Annotated in this window: 19 protein-coding genes and 2 pseudogenes; 5 read left to right on the top strand and 16 right to left on the bottom strand. The window is 67.9% G+C overall.

Translation table 11 applies throughout. The features are described from left to right. The 4 genes and pseudogenes from A5625_RS29565 to pgsA all read right to left on the bottom strand — a co-directional run. Positions 1-142, bottom strand: a pseudogene (locus A5625_RS29565) (hypothetical protein); the annotation flags it as partial. A 10-nt stretch (positions 143-152) separates the two neighbouring features. Next, complete coding sequence (gene pspA, locus A5625_RS09965) at positions 153-983, bottom strand: phage shock protein PspA (protein ID WP_066992299.1); 831 nt, start codon at positions 981-983, stop codon at positions 153-155. A gap of 136 nt (positions 984-1,119) precedes the next feature. Then, positions 1,120-1,446: a transcriptional regulator ClgR gene (gene clgR, locus A5625_RS09960; protein WP_007774977.1), complete on the bottom strand. Its 327-nt coding sequence runs from the start codon at positions 1,444-1,446 to the stop codon at positions 1,120-1,122. A gap of 115 nt (positions 1,447-1,561) precedes the next feature. Beyond that, positions 1,562-2,170 carry a CDP-diacylglycerol--glycerol-3-phosphate 3-phosphatidyltransferase gene (pgsA, locus tag A5625_RS09955; protein ID WP_066992296.1) on the bottom strand — a complete coding sequence of 203 codons (609 nt, stop codon included), beginning with the start codon at positions 2,168-2,170 and terminating at the stop codon, positions 1,562-1,564. Between the two features lie 38 nt (positions 2,171-2,208). On the opposite strand from pgsA, the gene A5625_RS09950 reads away from it, so the two are divergent. Next, complete coding sequence (locus A5625_RS09950; RefSeq protein ID WP_066992293.1) at positions 2,209-2,742, top strand: amino-acid N-acetyltransferase; 534 nt, start codon at positions 2,209-2,211, stop codon at positions 2,740-2,742. Positions 2,743-2,844: 102 nt separating this feature from the next. Here the strand turns inward: A5625_RS09950 and A5625_RS09945 are convergent, their stop codons facing one another. Then, on the bottom strand, positions 2,845-5,361 hold the full coding sequence (locus A5625_RS09945; RefSeq protein ID WP_197516040.1) for a DNA translocase FtsK: 2,517 nt from the start codon (positions 5,359-5,361) through the stop codon (positions 2,845-2,847). A gap of 168 nt (positions 5,362-5,529) precedes the next feature. Between A5625_RS09945 and A5625_RS09940 the strand changes: the two genes are divergently transcribed. From A5625_RS09940 to A5625_RS09930, 3 genes are read left to right on the top strand one after another with little or no spacing between them, the layout of a single operon-like run. Then, on the top strand, positions 5,530-5,844 hold the full coding sequence (locus A5625_RS09940; protein WP_066992289.1) for a putative quinol monooxygenase: 315 nt from the start codon (positions 5,530-5,532) through the stop codon (positions 5,842-5,844). Beyond that, positions 5,844-6,674, top strand: a complete 831-nt coding sequence (locus A5625_RS09935) for a mycofactocin-coupled SDR family oxidoreductase (protein WP_066992286.1) — start codon at positions 5,844-5,846, stop codon at positions 6,672-6,674. The genes A5625_RS09940 and A5625_RS09935 overlap by 1 nt, the downstream gene beginning before the upstream one ends. A gap of 5 nt (positions 6,675-6,679) precedes the next feature. Beyond that, a complete protein-coding gene (locus tag A5625_RS09930) occupies positions 6,680-7,552 on the top strand; it encodes an SAM-dependent methyltransferase (protein WP_082984353.1) in 873 nt (290 codons plus the stop codon). Here the strand turns inward: A5625_RS09930 and A5625_RS09925 are convergent. The 8 genes and pseudogenes from A5625_RS09925 to A5625_RS09895 all read right to left on the bottom strand — a co-directional run bounded on the left by A5625_RS09925 (position 7,549) and on the right by A5625_RS09895 (position 14,781). Next, the gene (locus tag A5625_RS09925; RefSeq protein ID WP_066992283.1) at positions 7,549-9,225 is read right to left on the bottom strand and encodes a ribonuclease J; all 1,677 of its coding nucleotides are present in this window, start codon (positions 9,223-9,225) and stop codon (positions 7,549-7,551) included. The genes A5625_RS09930 and A5625_RS09925 overlap by 4 nt on opposite strands. 19 nt (positions 9,226-9,244) lie before the next feature. Further along, complete coding sequence (dapA, locus tag A5625_RS09920; protein WP_066992280.1) at positions 9,245-10,147, bottom strand: 4-hydroxy-tetrahydrodipicolinate synthase; 903 nt, start codon at positions 10,145-10,147, stop codon at positions 9,245-9,247. Positions 10,148-10,219: 72 nt separating this feature from the next. After that, the gene (gene thyX / locus A5625_RS09915) at positions 10,220-10,984 is read right to left on the bottom strand and encodes an FAD-dependent thymidylate synthase (protein WP_066992302.1); all 765 of its coding nucleotides are present in this window, start codon (positions 10,982-10,984) and stop codon (positions 10,220-10,222) included. 10 nt (positions 10,985-10,994) lie between these two features. Beyond that, positions 10,995-11,180: pseudogene (locus A5625_RS30070) on the bottom strand (restriction endonuclease subunit S); the annotation flags it as partial. A 127-nt stretch (positions 11,181-11,307) separates the two neighbouring features. Next, positions 11,308-12,528: a winged helix-turn-helix domain-containing protein gene (locus tag A5625_RS09910; RefSeq protein WP_066992278.1), complete on the bottom strand. Its 1,221-nt coding sequence runs from the start codon at positions 12,526-12,528 to the stop codon at positions 11,308-11,310. 55 nt (positions 12,529-12,583) lie between these two features. Then, positions 12,584-13,318, bottom strand: a complete 735-nt coding sequence (locus A5625_RS09905; protein ID WP_066992275.1) for a cell division protein DivIVA — start codon at positions 13,316-13,318, stop codon at positions 12,584-12,586. A gap of 70 nt (positions 13,319-13,388) precedes the next feature. Next, positions 13,389-13,919 (bottom strand): dihydrofolate reductase, encoded by a 531-nt coding sequence (locus A5625_RS09900; protein ID WP_066992272.1) that lies wholly within the window; start codon positions 13,917-13,919, stop codon positions 13,389-13,391. A gap of 61 nt (positions 13,920-13,980) precedes the next feature. Beyond that, positions 13,981-14,781 carry a thymidylate synthase gene (locus A5625_RS09895; protein ID WP_066992269.1) on the bottom strand — a complete coding sequence of 267 codons (801 nt, stop codon included), beginning with the start codon at positions 14,779-14,781 and terminating at the stop codon, positions 13,981-13,983. Between the two features lie 42 nt (positions 14,782-14,823). Between A5625_RS09895 and A5625_RS09890 the strand changes: the two genes are divergently transcribed. Next, entirely contained in the window at positions 14,824-15,573 is a 750-nt protein-coding gene (locus A5625_RS09890) for a dienelactone hydrolase family protein (RefSeq protein ID WP_066992266.1), read from the top strand. Here the strand turns inward: A5625_RS09890 and A5625_RS09885 are convergent. From A5625_RS09885 to A5625_RS09875, 3 genes are all read right to left on the bottom strand, one after another. After that, a complete protein-coding gene (locus A5625_RS09885; protein WP_066992263.1) occupies positions 15,562-16,779 on the bottom strand; it encodes a glycosyltransferase in 1,218 nt (405 codons plus the stop codon). The genes A5625_RS09890 and A5625_RS09885 overlap by 12 nt on opposite strands. 197 nt (positions 16,780-16,976) lie before the next feature. Beyond that, positions 16,977-18,080 (bottom strand): acyl-CoA dehydrogenase family protein, encoded by a 1,104-nt coding sequence (locus tag A5625_RS09880; protein WP_066992261.1) that lies wholly within the window; start codon positions 18,078-18,080, stop codon positions 16,977-16,979. Beyond that, positions 18,077-18,894 (bottom strand): acyl-CoA dehydrogenase family protein (locus A5625_RS09875; protein ID WP_066992258.1); only part of this gene is annotated, 818 nt, incomplete at its 5' end. The genes A5625_RS09875 and A5625_RS09880, both read right to left, overlap by 4 nt.

The following is an 18,894-nucleotide window of genomic DNA, read 5'->3' as shown; positions in this document are numbered from 1 at the left end:
GACGACGGCGCAACTGCCGCGCCCGCGGGTCGGCGGCGGCACTGACCTTGCGGATCACCAGGTCGGACAGGTCGGCGGCGGTGGCCAGTCCGTGGTGCAGCAAGGCGCGCCAAGGACCGGGCTGTGTTGCTTTCACCGCCATGACACTTCGACTACTGGCCAAGCGGCTTCTCGGCGACCTGGCCGCCGGTGCTCTCCGCGGGGGTGGTGGGAGTGGCGGGGGTGGCGCCGGCGGCCGGCGTCCCACCGGTCGGCAGCGCCTCGCCCCGCATCGAGGCGCGAATCTGCTCCAGCCGGGAATGGCCGGCCATCTGTACACCGGCCTGCTCGACCTCGAGCATCCTGCCCTGCACCGAACCCTGTGCCAGCTCGGCGGCCCCGATCGCGTTGGCGTAGCGGCGCTCGATCTTGTCGCGTACCTCGTCCAGGCTGGGGACGTTGCCAGGGGCGGCGAGCTCGCTCATGGACCGCAGCGAGGCGCTCACCTGCTCCTGCATCTTGGCCTGCTCGAGCTGGCTGAGCAGCTTGGTGCGCTCGGCGATCTTCTGCTGCAGCACCATGGCGTTCTGCTCGACGGCCTTCTTGGCTTGTGCGGCCGCGCCCAGCGCCTGGTCGTGCAGCGTTTTGAGGTCTTCGACGCTTTGCTCGGCGGTCACCAGTTGGGCGGCGAACGCCTCGGCCGCGTTGTTGTACTCGGTGGCCTTGGCGGTGTCACCGGCCGCGCTGGCCTGGTCGGCCAGCGTCAACGCCTGACGCACGTTGACCTGCAGCTTCTCCACGTCCGCCAGCTGACGGTTGAGCCGCATCTCGAGTTGACGCTGATTGCCGATGACCTGCGCGGCTTGCTGGGTCAGCGCCTGGTGCGCGCGTTGCGCTTCCTCGATGGCCTGCTGGATCTGCACTTTGGGGTCTGCGTGCTCGTCGATCTTGGCGTTGAACAGCGCCGTGAGGTACTTCCACGCCTTGACGAACGGATTGGCCATGAGTTAGCTCCACCTTCGCTTCTTGAGGATCCGGATGGTCCCCGGACGGGCCTAAACGGGCTCGGCGCCTGTCGCTCAATTTAGTGGGTCGACGCCAATCGCCCCACCCCTTACGCGGGATCCATCCCGGGCGCGCTCAGGCCAGCGCCAATGACGCCACCGGCGGGATGACGACCTTGATGCTGGTGCCGCTGGCCCCGTCCGTGGCCGCGCCGACGGCCGCCCGCTCCTCGCTGGCCATCCGCTCGCCGGCGTGGGTGAGAACCGACGACAACGGGACGTCGAGCGCATCGCAGATCGCGTTCAGCAGCTCGCTGGACGGCTCCTTGCGGCCGCGCTCCACCTCGGACAGGTATCCAAGGCTGACCCGCGCCGAATCGGACACCTCGCGCAGCGTCCGGCCCTGTGTCGTGCGGGCCTCGCGCAGCACGTCGCCGATGACCTCGCGCACCAATGGCGGCATCCCGCCCTCCTTCGTCCAGTCGGGCCCTGCGCGGCGCGTACTCAGCTTGCATCCGGCAGGTGCTCATTAGGTGAACGCCGAGGGCGGTGGTCTGGTTCCCGTTCTGCCGTCAGAATCAGCCAGGCGTGCGGCGCACTTCCCGAACGGTCGACACCACGTAGTCGATGCCGGTGATCACGGTCAGCACGATCGCCGCGCCCATCACCACCGCCGCGGCCACCCGGAACGGGCCGGGCGTTGCTGCCCAAGGCAGCACGAACAGTCCGATGGCCAGCACCTGCACCACGGTCTTGAGTTTGCCGCCCCAGCTGGCCGGAATGACGCCGCGCCGGATGACGGCCAACCGCAGCACGGTGACCCCGACTTCGCGAGTCAGGATCAGCACCGTGACCCACCAGGGCAGTTCACCGAGCATGGACAGCCCGATCAGCGCCGAACCCACCAGCGTCTTGTCCGCGATCGGATCGACGAACGCCCCGAACTCGGTCGCCATGCCGTAGTTGCGGGCCAGCAGGCCGTCCAGTCGATCGGTGATGCAGGCGAACGCGAAGATCACGAAAGCCGCCACCCGGAAGCCGGTTTGATGGCCGTCTCCGGCAAACAGGGCGAGCAGGAAGATCGGCACCAGCACCAGACGCAACAGGGTCAGCGTATTGGCGAGGTTGGCGATATTCGCGCGGCCTGACGGTCCTGCTAGCGGACCTATCTGCGGCTGCCCCGACACGGCAACAGAATAACGGTTGACCAGCGCAGCCGTTCGTGATGCCGATACTGTTAGCCGTGAGCACAAGTCCGCAGCGTCATCGGCCGCTGGTTCGGCGCGCGCGAACGTCCGACGTTCCGGCCATCAAGCATCTGGTCGACACCTACTCGGGAAAGATCCTGCTGGAGAAGAACCTCGTGACGCTTTATGAGGCCGTCCAAGAGTTTTGGGTGGCCGAGGTGGACGGCCAGGTGGTCGGTTGCGGGGCGCTGCACGTTATGTGGTCCGACCTCGGCGAGGTGCGTACCGTCGCGGTCAACCCGGCGCTGACCGGCCACGGTATCGGCCACGCGATCGTCGATCGGCTGCTGGAAGTCGCCCGCGAGTTGCAGCTGAAGCGGCTGTTCGTGTTGACGTTCGAAACCGAGTTCTTCGCCAAGCACGGGTTCACCGAGATCGAGGGCACTCCGGTGACGGCCGAGGTGTTCGAGGAGATGTGCCGCTCCTACGACATTGGTGTCGCCGAATTCCTGGACCTCAGCTACGTCAAGCCGAACATTCTGGGCAACTCGCGGATGCTGCTGAGGCTCTAGCGGCGATCGCAAGCGCGGCCGTGGTGATCGCAAGCGCGGCATAGCCGGGCGCCGGGGGCACCTCCCGCTTGCGGGAGACGGGTCGCCGCCATCAGCCCGGCGCTAGTCCTCGGGGTCGCCCCCGTCGGCGTCGCTGCCGCCCCGGATCAACGCCAGGGTTCCAGCCAACTCGTCCGGCTTGATCAGCACCTCGCGCGCCTTGGAGCCTTCGCTCGGACCGACGATGCCGCGGGTCTCCATCAGGTCCATCAGCCGGCCGGCCTTGGCGAAGCCCACCCGCAGCTTGCGCTGCAGCATCGAGGTCGAGCCGAACTGGCTGGACACCACCAGCTCGACGGCCTGCAAGAACACGTCCATATCGTCGCCGATGTCCGGGTCCACATCGGTGCGCTCGCCGGTCGGCTTGGCGGCGGTGACGCCCTCGGTGTACTCGGGTTCGGCCTGCTCCTTGCAGGCGGTGACGACTGCCTGGATCTCCTCGTCGGTGATGAAGGCGCCCTGCAGCCGGATCGGCTTGCCCGCGCCCATCGGCAGGAACAGCCCGTCGCCCATGCCGATCAGCTTCTCCGCGCCGGCCTGGTCCAGGATCACGCGGCTGTCGGTGAGCGACGACGTGGCGAACGCCAGCCGGGACGGCACGTTGGTCTTGATCAGGCCGGTGACGACGTCGACGGACGGACGTTGGGTGGCCAGCACCAGGTGAATGCCTGCGGCACGGGCCTTTTGGGTGATCCGCACGATGGCGTCCTCGACGTCGCGGGGCGCGGTCATCATCAGGTCGGCGAGCTCGTCGACGATCGCCACCACATACGGGTACGGCCGGTATTCGCGCTGGCTGCCCAGCGGCGCGGTGATGGCACCGGATCGCACTTTCTCGTTGAAGTCGTCGATGTGCCGCACTCGGGACGCCTGCATGTCCTGGTAGCGCTGCTCCATCTCCTCGACCAGCCACGCCAGCGCGGCCGCCGCTTTCTTGGGCTGGGTGATGATCGGGGTGATCAGATGCGGAATGCCTTCGTAGGGCGTGAGTTCCACCATCTTCGGGTCGATCAGGATCATCCTGACCTCTTCCGGGGTGGCCCGGGCCAACAGCGATACCAGCATCGAGTTGACGAAGCTGGACTTACCGGATCCGGTGGAGCCGGCCACCAGCAGGTGCGGCATCTTGGCCAGGTTGGCCGAGATGAAGTCGCCCTCGATGTCCTTGCCCAGCCCGATGATCAGCGGGTGGTGGTCGCGGCGGGTCGACGGCGCGGTCAGCACGTCGGCCAGCCGCACCATTTCCCGGTCGGTGTTGGGCACCTCGATGCCCACCGCGGACTTGCCCGGGATGGGCGCCAGCATGCGCACACTCTCGGTGGCCACCGCGTAGGCGATGTTCTTCTGCAGCGCGGTGATCTTCTCGACCTTCACGCCCGGTCCCAGCTCGACCTCGTAGCGGGTGACGGTCGGCCCGCGGGTGCAGCCGGTCACGGCCGCGTCCACCTTGAACTGGGTCAGCACCTCGGAGATGGCATCGGCCATGACGGTGTTGGCGGCGCTGCGCTTCTTGGGCGGGTCCCCGGCCACCAGCAGGCTCAGCGACGGCAGCACGTAGGGACCCTCAACGACCCGGTCCAGCTCGATGGTGTCCTGCTTGTCCGCCGACCGTCCGCGCTTGCGGCCGCGCACGGTTCCGGGTTCTGAGCCTGGTTGCAAGGCGGGCTCGGGCACGGTGGGAATGTCGTCCTGCAGCGCGGCCTGGGCGTCGTCGTCCGGCGACCACGCCGGCGGCTCGTTATCCGCGACCGAAGCGGCGTCGTAGTTGTCTTGGCCGTCCCCGACTCCGTCGTCGAACTCGTCCGCGTAGTCGTAGGGCTCGTCGTCGTAGTCCTCGTCCACGAACCGGGTGTGGAACAAGTTCCGCATCACCACGGGCACCTCCCGGATGGTGGTGCCGGTCAGCAGCAACAGGCCGAACATGAAGCCGATGAACAACAGCGGTGCGGCGATCCAGGGGGTCAGCCCGTCGGAGAGCGGCCCGCCGATGGCGAAGCCGATGAAACCGGCCGCGCGACGGCGCGCTTCCGGGTCTCCCGGCGAACCGGACCACAGGTGGCGCAAACCCAGCACCGATAGGGTGATCAAGCTGGCACCCAGGATCAGCCTGGGGCGCACGTCCGGGTCAGGCTCGGTGCGCATCAGGGTCACCGCCACCGCGGCGGTCACCACCGGAAGCGCCAGCACACCCGCGCCGATGAAGGTCCGCAGCAGGGTGTCCACCCACGCGCCGACCGGCCCGGCGGCGTGGAACCACGAGCTCGCCGCAACCACCACGGAAAACCCGAGCAAGAGCAGCGCGATCCCGTCGCGGCGGTGTCCGGGATCGATGTCGTGGGCCCGCCCGATCGACCGGGCCGCGCCGCCGGTCCCGCGGGCGGCCATCACCCAGATGGCGCGCATGGCCCGACCGCACGTCAGCCCCGCCCCGACCAGCGGCGCGTGGCTACGCCGCCGGGCCGGCTTGCTGACCTTCTTGCGGGGCGCCGCAGGGCGCGCACGCCGGGACCCGCTGGCGCGCGAAGTGGCCTTTGACCTGCTCGTTCGGCTTCCGGAGCGGGCGGCGGTCTTACTGGGCATGACGGCAAGAGTAGTCGCAACGACATCATCTACACCACCCGCCACACTGGTAACGATCCGGCTTCTCGGGCACGTGGCGGGTCGGCAGCCGCATCGCGTGAGTAGGGTGACATTCGGTGCGAGAAGTCGTGCTCGTCACCCATCCCAGAGCGCTCCAGGAGGCCATCAATGCCCGTTGTCGTCGTCGCCACCCTGACCGTCAAACCTGAGTCGGTGGACGCCGTTCGCGACATCCTGACGCGGGCGGTCGAAGAAGTGCACGACGAGCCGGGCTGCCAGCTGTACGCGCTGCACCAGTCGGACGAGACCTTCGTCTTCGTCGAGCAGTGGGCCGACGCGGAGGCACTCAAGGCGCACAGCACCGCCCCCGCGGTCACCAAGATGTTCACCGCGGCCGGTGAGCACCTGGCCGGGGCTCCCGACATCAAGATGCTGCAGCCGGTCTTGGCGGGCGATCCGGCTAAAGGACAGTTGCGGCCCTGATGGCTCACTCGTCGCAAGGTCCCCTGAAAGGCAAGGTCGCCTTCATCACCGGCGCCGCGCGCGGACAGGGGCGCGCGCACGCGGTACGACTGGCCGCCGACGGCGCCGACATCATCGCCGTCGACCTGTGCGACCAGATCGCCAGCGTCCCCTACTCATTGGCCACGCCCGACGACCTGACGGCGACCGTGAAGCTGGTGGAAGAAACCGGCGCGCGCATCGTGGCCTCTCGCGCCGACGTCCGCGACCGCGAATCCCTGTCCGCGGCATTGCAAGCCGGCCTCGATGAATTCGGCCGCCTCGACATCGTGGTGGCTAACGCCGGGATCGCACCCATGCAATCCGGCGACGACGGCTGGCACGACGTCATCGACGTCAACCTCACCGGCGTCTACCACACCATCAAGGTCGCGATACCCACCATGGTCAAGCAGGGCGCCGGCGGGTCGATCGTGCTGATCAGTTCGAGCGCGGGGCTGGCCGGTGTCGGCAGTTCGGACGCCGGTTCGGTCGGCTACGCCGCCGCCAAGCACGGTGTGGTCGGGCTGATGCGGGTCTACGCGAATCTGCTTGCCGGGCAGATGATTCGAGTCAATTCCATCCATCCGTCCGGCGTAGAGACTCCGATGATCAACAACGAGTTCACCCGGCAATGGCTGGCCAAGATGGCCGCGGCGACCGACATACCCGGCGCCATGGGCAATGCCATGCCGGTGGAGGTGCTGGATGTCGAAGACATCGCCAACGCGGTGGCGTGGCTGGTGTCCGACCAGGCCCGCTACATCACCGGTGTGACGTTGCCCGTCGATGCGGGATTCTTGAACAAGTAGCTGCTATGGCACGAAACCCGGTTGCGCAGACGGCATTTGGCCCCATGGTGCTGGCCGCCGTCGAGCAGAACGAGCCGCCCGGACGGCGCCTGGTCGACGACGACTTCGCCGAGCTCTTCTTGCCCACCGGGCTGCGCTGGCTGGTTGGCGCGACCCGATTCGCGCCGGTGCGCCGGCTGATGATCCAGGGCTCGGAGTTCACCGGTCCGGGGTTGTGGGCAAACCTGGCCTGCCGCAAGCGTTTTATCGCGGACAAGCTCAAGGAGTCGCTGGACGACATCAACGCCGTCGTCATCCTCGGGGCGGGGCTGGACACCCGCGCTTACCAGCTGACGCGACGGGTCCGCATCCCGGTGTTCGAGGTCGACCTGCCGGTGAACGTCGCCAGGAAGTTCAAGACGATCCGCCGGGTGCTCGGGGAGCTGCCACTGTCGGTTCGGTTGGTGGCGTTGAACCTCGAGCATGACGACCTGCTCACCGCGCTCGCCGAGCACGGTTATCGCACCGACTACCGGGTGTTCTTCATCTGCGAGGGCGTCACCCAATACCTCACCGAAGCCACCGTGCGACGCACGCTCGACGGCCTGCGCGCGGCGGCGCCCGGCAGCCGTTTGGTGTTCACCTACGTCCGTAGGGATTTCATCGACGGCACCAACCGGTATGGCACCCGCACGCTGTACCGCACCGTGCGGCAGCGCCGGCAGCTATGGCATTTTGGGTTGCAGCCGGACGAGGTCGCCGCGTTCCTCGGCGAGTACGGTTGGCGACTGATCGAGCAGGCCGGTCCCGATGAACTCGCCCACCGCTATGTCGAGCCCACCGGCCGCAAACTCAAAGCCTCGCAGCTGGAGTGGTCGGCCTACGCCGAGAAGACCTAGACCTCGATGACGGTCGGCACGATCATCGGCTGACGACGGAAGGTTTCGCCGACCCACTTGCCGACGGTGCGCCGCACGCCCTGGGCGATGCGGCTCGGGTCGGTGATCTGCTCGGCCACCAGCGCTTCCAGTTCTGCCTCGACCCTGCGCACAGCGGGCTCGAGCGCCTTGGGATCTTCGGAGAATCCGCGCGAATACAGGTGCGGTGGGCCGATCGCACGTCCGGTGCCGCGCTTGACCACCACGGTCACCGCCACGAACCCCGACGACAGGATCAGCCGTTCGCCCAGGGTGATGTCGCCGACGTCGCCGTCGATCAGGCCGTCCACGAACATCTTGCCGACCGGCACCGCGCCGGCGATCGACGCCTTGCCCGCGACCAGATCGACGCTCACCCCGTTCTCGGCCAACAGGATTGACTCCTCCGGCACCCCGGTACGGGCCGCCAGCTTGGAGTTGGCGCGCAGCATCCGCCACGTCCCGTGCACGGGCATGACATGGCGCGGCCGAATGCCGTTGTACAGGAACAACAGTTCACCGGCGTAGGCATGTCCGGAAACATGAACGCGCGCTTGGGCATTGGTGACAACGCGGGCGCCGATCTTGGCGAGTTCGTCGATGACGCCGTAGACCGCTTCCTCGTTGCCCGGGATCAGCGACGACGCCAACACCACCAGGTCCCCCGCGGTCAGCGTGATGCTGCGATGCTCGCCGCGCGACATCCGCGACAGCGCCGACATCGGCTCGCCCTGGGTGCCGGTGGTGATCAGCACCACCCGGTCGGGCGGCATCATCTCAGCGGCACCGATGTCGATCACGTCGGAGTCCGCCACCCGCAGGAATCCGAGCTCGCGGGCGATGCCCATGTTGCGCACCATGGATCGGCCGACGAACGACACCCGCCGGCCTAGTGCCACTGCGGCATCGATGATTTGCTGCACCCGGTCGACGTTGGACGCGAAGCACGCCACTATGACGCGGCCGTCGGCGCCGCGGATCAACCGGTGCAGCGTCGGGCCCACTTCGCTTTCCGACGGCCCGACGCCGGGTAACTCGGAATTGGTCGAGTCGCACAGGAACAGGTCCACCCCGGCGTCGCCGAGCCGGGACATGCCGGGCAGGTCGGTCGGCCGCCCGTCCAGCGGAAGCTGGTCGAGCTTGATGTCACCGGTGTGCAGAATCGTTCCGGCACCGGTACGCACGGCGATCGCCAGCGCATCGGGAATGGAGTGGTTGACGGCGAAGTATTCGCACTCGAACACGCCGTGGGTGCTCTTCTGGCCCTCGCTCACCTCGACGAACACCGGCTTGAGTCGGTGTTCCCGGCACTTCGCGGCGACCAGCGCCAGGGTGAACTTCGAACCGACCACCGGGATGTCGGGGCGCAGCTTGAGCAGGAACGGAATGCCGCCGATGTGGTCCTCGTGGGCATGGGTGAGCACCAGCGCCTCGATCTCGTCGAGCCGATCCTCGATATGGCGCAGGTCCGGCAGGATCAGATCGACCCCGGGCTCGTCGTGGGTGGGAAACATCACCCCGCAGTCGATGATCAGCAGCCGGCCCAGATGCTCGAAAACGGTCATGTTGCGGCCGATTTCGCTGATGCCGCCCAGTGCTGTGACCCGCAACCCTCCCGTGGCCAAAGGGCCTGGCGGGGTGAGGTCTACATCCACTTCTCGGACACCCTCTGGGTCACCGGAGGACGGAGGCCGCACGCATGTCGGCGGCCAGCGTCTCGATTTGCTGTGGCGTCGCGGGCATTTGCGGCAACCGCGGATCGCCGGCGTCGAAGCCCTGCAAACGCAACCCGGCCTTGGACATGGTCACCCCGCCCAGCCGGCCCATCGCATCGCACAGCGGGGCGAGGTTGGCGTTGATCTTGCGGGCGGTGGCGATGTCCCCGGAGCCGAAGGCGGACAACATCTCTCGGAGCTGTCCGGCCGCCACGTGAGAAATCACGCTGATGAAGCCGATGGCGCCCATGGCCAGCCAGGGCAGGTTCAGCGCGTCGTCTCCGGAGTAGTAGACCAGACCGGTCTCGGCGATGATCTGGCCGCCGCTGTGCAGGTCGGCCTTGGCGTCTTTGATTCCGACGATGTTCGGGTGGGCGGCCAGCGTGCGGATGGTCTCGGGCTGGATCGGTATCACCGCACGTGGCGGGATGTCGTAGAGCACCACCGGCAACTCGGTCGCGTCGGCGACGGTGGTGAAGTGGGCGATCAACCCGGTCTGCGGAGGCTTCGAGTAATACGGCGTGACCACCAGCAGCCCGTGAGCGCCCTCGGCCGCGCAGGCCTTGGCCAGCCGGACGCTGTGCGCGGTGTCATAGGTGCCAGCGCCGGCGATGACGCGGGCCCGGTCGCCGACCGCCTCCAGCACGACGCGCAACAGCTCGCGCTTCTCGTCGTCCGTGGTCGTCGGGGATTCTCCGGTCGTCCCGGAGACCACCAGTCCGTCACAACCCGCGTCGACGAGGCGATTGGCCAGCTGTGCGGCCGCAGCGGTGTCAAGGGAGCCGTCGGATGCAAACGGTGTGACCATTGCGGTCAGCACGGTTCCCAACCGCGCTGGGGCGTCGAATCCGACCGTGCTCACGGTGTTCAGGTTACCTGGCGGCGGCAAGGTATTTAGCACCCACGTAGACGCGCGGCGCGGCGCGGCGGCCGGTCAGGCTTCGGTGGCCAATGGGCTGGTGGCGACCTCGGTGCCGTCGGCCAAGGTGGAGATCTCGAAGTCGGCGAACACCGCGGGCGCCACGCCGGCCAGCTGGCGCAGGCATTCGATGGCCAGCCGCCGGATTTCCACGTCGGCGTGCTCGCTGGCCCGCATGGCGATGAAGTGGCGCCACGCCCGGTAATTGCCCGTCACGACGATGCGGGTTTCGGTGGCGTTGGGCAGCACCGCCCGGGCGGCCTGGCGGGCCTGTTTACGCCGCAGGACTCCCAGCTTTTCGCCGGGCTCACCCGCCGTGAACTTCGCTTCCAGCTTCGTCAACAGCTCGGTGTAGGTGGCGCGGCTGGCGTCGGCGGCCGCGGCCAGGATTTGCTGAAGTTCCGGATCGTCCTCCATGCCCGGCGGCACCACGACGTGCGAGTCCTGCTCGGGGACGTAGCGCTGCGACAGCTGCGAATAGGAAAAATGCCGATGCCGGATGAGCTCGTGGGTGCACGATCGCGAGATGCCGGTGATGTAAAACGACACACTCGCGTGTTCGAGCACCGAGAAGTGGCCGACGTCGATGATGTGGCTGATGTAGCCGGCGTTGGTCGCGGTTCTGGGATTGGGTTTCGACCAGCTCTGATAGCAGGCCCGGCCGGCGAACTCGACCAGCGCGGAGCCGCCGTCGGCGTCGGTGCTCCACGGCACGTCCGGGGGCGCCAAGAAGTCGGTCTTGGCGATCAGTTGCACGCGCAGCGGAGCGATCTCGGCCACGGCGCTCACCTTAAAGCCTGAGGGGCGCGGCAGCGTCCCTGACCCGCACCTTGCCGCAGACCAGCAACGGCAGTAGCGCATCACGCAATCCGGCCAACCGCGTGTTTTCGGTGCGGCGCGCGTGGCACAGCGCACCGGTGATGGTCCGCAGCGCCGCAGGGCTCAGGCGGCGGACGTCGCGAACCCAGACGTCCAGAGTTGTGCTTGAGGAACACCAACCCCAAGGATCACGTCCTTGTACTGACCGGCCGACAGCGAGCCGCGCACCTACTCGGCGGCCTTCCACAGCGTGGCTTTGAGCTCCTTGGGCGTCGACGCCGGCATCAGCTGACCCGCTTGGCCGCCGTGCGCAGTTCGCCGGACAGATCACCGCGCCCGGCGACACTGAACCCGCCCAACCCCAGCCAGGACGCCATGGATGCCAGTTCACCGGCCAGCGCCGCGGCGACGCGGGACCTGGACGTATCGGGTTCGCCGAATGCGCCGAGCACACGCAGCGAATTGGCGGCGCGGTCGGCCTTGAGGTCGACCCGCGCCACCAGGCGCCCGTCCATCAGCAGCGGCCACACATAGTAGCCGTACTGCCGCTTGGCGGCCGGGGTGTAAATCTCTATGCGGTAATGGAATTCGAACAACCGCTCCACCCGGGGCCGAAAGAAGATCAACGGGTCGAACGGACACAGCAGGGCGGTGCCACGGTCCAGCCGCGGCACGGTCCGGCCGGATCGCAGATAGGCTGGTGCGGACCAACTCTCGACCTCGACGGGCTCGAGTTCGCCGTCGGCCACCAACGCGGCGATCGCCGGCTTGACCTGAGCGGCCGACAGCCGGAAGTAGTCGCGGATGTCGGCCTCGGTGCCCACGCCCAGCGCGGTGGCGGCCCGCAGCGAGAGTTCGCGGATCGCCTCGTCGTCGTCGACCTCGCGGGCCAGCACCCGGGCCGGCAGCACCCGCTCCACCAGGTCGTAGTGACGAGCGAATCCCACCCGGGTGGCGGTGGTGAGCACCCCGGACGAAAACAGCGCCTCGGCCACCCACTTGGTGTCGCTGCGCGTCCACCAGGTGCCCTTCTTGCGCCGCGGCTCGGCGGCCAGATGCGCTTCGATCTGCCCCGCGGTGCTGGGCCCGAGTTCGGCGATGGCGGCCACGATCTCGTCGGCCAGCCGCGGATTGGCCTTGACGATGTGTCTCCCCCACCGGCCGTGCCGGTACTCGCGCATCCGCCAGCGCAACAGTGGCCAGTCCTCGACGGCCATCAGCGCGGCCTCGTGCGCCCAATATTCGGCCAGCAGCCGCGACGACCGCGGACCCCAGGCGGCGCGGTCGAGCACGTCACGGTCGTAGGGACCGAGCCGGCTGAACACCGGAGCGTAGTGCGCACGCACCGCCACCGACACCGAATCCAGTTGCAGCACTTGGATCCTCGAGATCAAGCGCCTTAGATGCGCCCGGGTGATCTCGCCACCGGGGCGGGGCTCGCTAAAACCTTGGGCCGCAACGGCTATCCGCCGGGCTTGGGCGGCCGATAGCCTGCGGGTCGACACGGCGCCGAGAATACCGCTCCGTCGGGCAGCCCTCGGCGGCGAGGCTAGCGCGGACTCATCCCGCCCGGGCCGTGCGGTCCAGCGGCTTCAAGACGCCGTCCTCGGCCGCATCGTTTTGTTCCGCATACGCCGCCTCAAGCGCTTTCGGAACGTCGCCGAGCTCGCGATACACAGTCATCAACTGCTCGAGGATCTTGATTCGCTGCGCCGCCGCGTCCTCCACAGCGCGCCGAGCCTTCTCCCGGTAATGATCGGCGCCCTGTTTCGCGTCACCGAGCAGCTGCTCGCACTCCTGCTCGGCCTCTCGGCGCGCCTCCTCGATCGCCGATTGGGTTTCGGCACGCATTTCGGCCAGTTCGGCGTCGAGCTTTTCCTTGGTCTCCTCGTACTCGGCTTCCAGCGCCTTTTGCTGCGCGGCCATGTCGGCGAGCACCTCGTCGCGCTTTCGCTCCGCGGCCTCGGCTTCGGCCTCGGCCGCCGCGATCAGCGCATCCGCTTCGGCCCGAGCTTCGGCCTGCATCTCGGCCACCTCGTCGACCGCGCGGCTCAGCATTTTCGACATCCGCTGTTGCACCGCGTGCGGCGAGGGCGAAGTGTCGGTCAGGACGGCCACTTCCTTACGCAGCGCCGCGGTTTGATCGGCGGATTCCTGCAGCCGGGCCCTCAAGCTCTCCACGTCGTCAAGCAGTAGCTGCTGCTTGGCGGTCAGCATCTCGACGTGGGCGTCAACCGCGGCCGAGTCGTAGCCCATGAATTTTCGAGAGAACGTCTTCACGGGTTCGGTTATCACTGCCAATTCCCCCTTCTCTCTCCAAACGACCGGTTGAGCCTGTGCATACCGACCCCCGCGTCCGAGTATGTCAGGTCGGGCGGTTCGTCCGAACAGGTGCGCAGGCTCCCCGACGGTAGCTGTGGAAGCGGTACCGCAGCCCCGAGCGGCTCGCCAGCCACTCCCCCGTCTCACCCACCCAGGTGTCGTCCAGGGCCGGTGCCAACGCGTCGTCGTCGTCGCGCCGCAAATCGATTTCGATCTCGGTGACCTCGCAGCGCGTGGCGTGCGGCAGGGCTAGTAAATAGATCTGCTCGCCGCCGATGACCCACGCCTCGGGTTCGCCCTCGATGTGGGCAAGGGCCGCCTCGACCGACCCGACCGCCTGCGCCCCATCGGCCACGCAGCGGGTATCGCGGGACACGACGATGTTGCGGCGGCCCGGCAGGGGGCGCACCTTCGCCGGTAACGAATCCCACGTCCGCCTGCCCATGATCACCGGGTGCCCGATGGTCACCTCTTTGAACCGGGTCAGGTCTTCCGGCACGGTCCACGGAATGCCGCCACCACGTCCGATGACGCCGGAGGTCGACTGAGCCCACACCAGGCCTACCTCAGTCATACGCGGTACTCCTTGATCCCGGCTGGCACACCGACCGCGCCGGCATCGGCGCCGGCGTGCCTCATACAGCGACGGGGGCTTTGATCGCCGGATGTGGGTCGTAGTTCTTTACGACGACGTCGTCGTAACTGTAATCGAAGATCGAATCCCTCTCGGCCAGAACGAGTTCCGGATACGGCCGGGGCTCGCGGCTCAGCTGTAGGCGTACCTGTTCGAGATGGTTGTGATAGATGTGGCAGTCCCCACCCGTCCACACGAACTCGCCGACCTCGAGGCCGGACTGGGCGGCCATCATGTGGGTCAGCAATGCGTAGCTGGCGATGTTGAACGGCACGCCCAGAAACAGGTCGGCGCTGCGCTGGTAAAGCTGGCAGCTCAGCCGGCCGTCGGCGACGTAGAACTGAAAGAACGCGTGACACGGCGGCAGTGCCATCTGCGGGATGTCGCCGACGTTCCAGGCGGACACGATGATGCGCCGCGAGTCGGGGTCGGTCCGCAACAGATCCAGGGCCGCGCTGATCTGATCGATGTGCTCACCCGACGGCGTCGGCCAGGATCGCCACTGCACCCCATAGATCGGACCGAGATCTCCTGTGGCACTTGCCCATTCGTCCCAGATGGTGACTCCGTGCTCATGTAGCCAGCTGACGTTGGAGTCGCCGCGCAGAAACCACAGCAATTCGTAGATCACCGATTTGAGGTGCACCTTTTTGGTGGTGATCAGCGGGAATCCGGCCGACAGGTCATAGCGCAGTTGCTGACCGAACAGGCTGCGGGTCCCGGTGCCGGTGCGGTCGGATTTGGCCGTTCCTTGATCGAGCACCAGGCGGAGCAAGTCCTCGTAGGGGGTCGCGATCGGCACGCCGCAAGAATACGTCTAAGCACGCGGAGTAGAACGGGTGCCATGCCGAACATCATTGACGTCGTCACCACTGCCGATGGCACCTGCACGGTGCACCTCTTCACCCCCGACGGCCCGGAATCCCAAGTCCCGTGGCCTGGTGTGGTGATGTATCCCGATGCCGGCGGCGTGCGGGACACGTTCCAGCAGATGGCCGCCAAGCTGGCCGGGTTCGGCTACACCGTGCTGCTGCCGGACGTCTACTACCGCAGCGGCGACTGGGCGCCGTTCGACATGGGGACGGTGTTCGCCGACCAGAAAGAACGCGGGCGACTGTTTTCTTTGATCGGCACTGTCACCCCGGACCGGATGGCCGCCGACGCCCGCGCGTTCTTCGACTATCTGGCCGCCCGACCCGAGGTGGTCGGCGAGCGATTCGGGGTGTGCGGCTACTGCATGGGCGGGCGGACCTCGCTCATCGTGGCGGGACGGGTGCCCGACCGGGTGGCCGCGGCGGCGTCCTTCCACGGCGGCGGCCTGGTGACCGACGGCGAGGACAGCCCGCACCTGCTCGCCGACCGGATGAGCGCCAGGGTGTACGTGGGTGGCGCCCAGAACGACGCCTCGTTCACCGCCGATCACGCCGAGCAACTGGATAAGGCGCTGACCGCGGCCGGCGTCGAGCACACCATCGAGTGGTATTCGGCCGGACACGGATTCGCCGTTCCGGACAACGGGCCTTATCACCCGGCCGCGGCCGAGCGGCATTGGGACGCGATGGCAGAGGTGTTCGCGGCGGCGCTACCGCGTTAGCACAGTCATCAGCAGCGTTGCGGCCACGGATACGCCGTCGGTGCGGATCGTGGCGGCCACCGAACTCGCCCGTGCGCGGGTCTGTTCGGTCAGCACCGCCGTGAGCGCGGTGGACAGTGACTCGGTGGTGGGGGCAGGTCCGTCATGGGCGGCGCCGATGCCCAAGTCGCGCACCCGGGTCGCCCAATAGGGCTGATCGGCCCCCTGGGGCACCACCACCTGCGGCGCGCCTAACCGGGCGGCCGTCGTGGTGGTACCCGCGCCGCCGTGGTGCACCACGGCGGCGACGCGTTCGAACAGCGCCTGGTGATTGACCTCGCCCACGGCCAGACAGTCGTCCTGGTCGTCGATCAGGTCCAGATCCGCCCAACCGCGCGAGACCAGGGCGCGATGGCCCTGGCCCCGGATCGCCTCGATGGCGGCGGAGGCGACGTCTTTTGAGGCGCGCATGGGCATGCTGCCGAAGCCCACATAGACCGGCGGGTCACCCGCGTCGAGGAAGGCCGCCAACTCGGCCGGCAGCGGGCGTTCGTCGAGCAGCAGCCACGCGCCGGTTTGGACTACATCGAGATCGCCGCGGTGCCGCCACGGGTCCAGGACTGGATCCGTCGCCAACCACGGGCAGTCGGTCAGCGCGTAGTCGCGCAGGTTGTCCAGCGGCGGCAACCCGATTGACGCCCGGTGACCGTTGAGCGTCTCGCCGAACAACTCCTGCAAGTGCCGGCCATCCAGTTGCCACAACAGCCGGTTTTCGGCCATGCCCAACGGGAACGGCGCACTGGCATAGGTGGGCGGCGGGTAGTGCGGCGACGGCAGGATGGTGGGCTGGTAACTCACGTAGACGTAGGGAATCCCCAAGCTTTCGGTCACCGATCGGGCGGCGGCCGCGGCGGGCGGGAAGCCCGCCACCACCAGCGCATCGCACCCTTCGGCCGCCGCGGCCACGGTGTCGAATTGCACGGCCATCAACCCGTCCAACTGCCGGTGCAAGTCCGTCTCCGACGGCAGGGCCCCGGTTTTCATCGCCCGAATTGATTCGCCGAAGGGCAGCAGCGGCACGCCGACACCGGCCAACAGTTCGACGAATTCCGCATCCGGCGGCGCGCTGACCCGCGCGTCGACGCCGAGCGCCCGCAACTGCACCGCGAGCGCGGCGAGCGGCGCGACGCCGCCACGCGAGTCGTAGGCCGACAGCAACACTCGCATCCGCCGCTCCCACTTCCAGGCCTGTGGTCGGCAAACTCTATCGTCGGCGCCGATCATGCGGCGCACCCGACGCCGGCTGCCACGGCGAACATCGCAGCCGAATGAGGGTGCGGTCGCCGACTTTCACCAGCACGCGGGTAAAAATCACCACGAGGCCAAGCCTGGCGCCGGCACGCAAGTGGTGGGCGCCGCGAACATCAAGACGGCGGCAGGTCCACCAACTCGGCCAGGCGGGCGCGGTGACGGTAGCCGGTGCCGAATGCCAACTGGTCACTCTTGGCCCGCTTGAGGTACAGGTGCGCGGGATACTCCCAGGTCATACCGATGCCGCCATGTAGCTGGATGCACTCCTCGGCGGCGTGCACGGCGACGTCGCCGCAGTAGGCCTGGGCGATGGCCGCCGCGGCGGGCGCGTCGTCGCCGCCGCGGGCGCAGGTGTCGGCCGCGTAGCGGGCTGCGGCGGTCGCCGCACCGACCTCGAACCACAGATCGGCCAACCGGTGCTTGATCGCCTGGTAGGAGCCGATGGTGCGGCCGAACTGCCTGCGTTGCCTGACGTACTCCAGCGTGGTCTCGAAACACCATTGGGCGACGCCGAGTTGCTCGGATGCCAGCAGGGCCGCCCCGGCCAGCAGGGCGTCGGTGACCGGCTCGTCGCCCAGCCCGACACGCGACGACGCCGTGCCCGAAAACGACACGGCGGCAAGGGGTCTGGTCATGTCCAAGGCGAGCAGCGGTGAAATCCGCACGCCGGGTGCGGCGCGGCTGACGGTGTGTAACTCGAGCCCGTCTCGCCCGGTGACCGGAACCACCAGCACATCGGCGGTCTCGGCGCCGGCAACGCTGCTGACCGAGCCGCTCAGCCCGTCGGCGCCGCCGCTGACACCGGTGACCGGATCGCCCGGCGCGCTGGACAGCGGTACCACCAGCGCCGCCGTCAGTTCGCCTTGAGCCAGCGCCGGCACGGTCTCGGTGTCACCGGCGCGCAACAGCGCGAGCGTGGCCAGCACCGCGCTCGACAAGAACGGCACCGGCGCGACGGCCCGGCCGATCTCCTCCATCACGACCGCGACTTCGCGGGCGCTCGCGCCGGCGCCGCCCAGCGACTCGGGAACCAGCAGACCGGCCACCCCCAATTCGATGGCCAGCGTGCGCCAAACGCCCGAAAAGTCTTGTGGTTCACGGTCGTATACGTGCGTCACCGATTCCGGCGGACACCGCTCGGCGAACAGCTGTCGGACGCTTGACCGCAGTGCTTCTTCGGTGTCGGAGTACAGCAAGTCGCCGGTGTGTGCGCTCATCGGGGCAGGTCCTTCCAGGCGGCGTCTTTGTCGGCGCGATGTTCACCCGGCAGGCCCAGGATCCGCTCGGCGATCGTGTTGCGCAGGATTTCTGACGTGCCGCCCTCGATCGAGTTGCCGCGCGCCCGCAGGTAACGGTAGCCGGGCTCGCGTCCGACCAAATCGACCGTCTCGGGCCTGCGCATCGTCCAGTCGTCGTAGAGCAGCCCTGCTTCGCCGTGCAACTCGATCTCGAATCCCGAGATCGCCTGCGCCAGCTTGGCGAACGCCACTTTCATGCCGGCACCTTCGGGCCCGGGCTGACCGGTGGCGGCCTGCTGTCGCAACCGCTCGCCGCTCAGTCGAAGAACTTCCGCCTCGACCCACAGTCGCATCAGCTCGTCGTGCATAGCGGGGTTACGCAGCGCCGGTTCGTCGCGCCAGGCCGTGGTGACCTTGCCGATATGGCCGCCTTCCCGCGGAACGCCGGAGCGAGAGCCGATTGCGATGCGCTCGTTGTTGAGCGTGGTGGTCGCAACTCGCCATCCGCCGCCCTCGGGGCCAAGCCGATTCGCATCGGGAACCCGGACGTCGGTGAGGAACACCTCATTGAATTCGGCCTCGCCGGTGATCTGGCGCAGCGGGCGGATCTCGACACCGGGTTGCGTCATGTCGCAGAGAAAGTAGGTCAGACCGGCGTGCTTGGGCACGTTCGGATCGGTGCGAGCGACCAGGATGGCCATCTGCGCGTGCTGCGCCTGCGACGTCCACACCTTCTGCCCGTTGACAATCCAGTCGTCACCGTCACGGACCGCACGGGTGGCGACTCCGGCGA

It is taken from the genome of Mycobacterium sp. 1465703.0, from assembly GCF_001672975.1.
Lineage (GTDB): Bacteria > Actinomycetota > Actinomycetes > Mycobacteriales > Mycobacteriaceae > Mycobacterium.
This window is presented reverse-complemented; position numbering and strand designations above follow the sequence as displayed.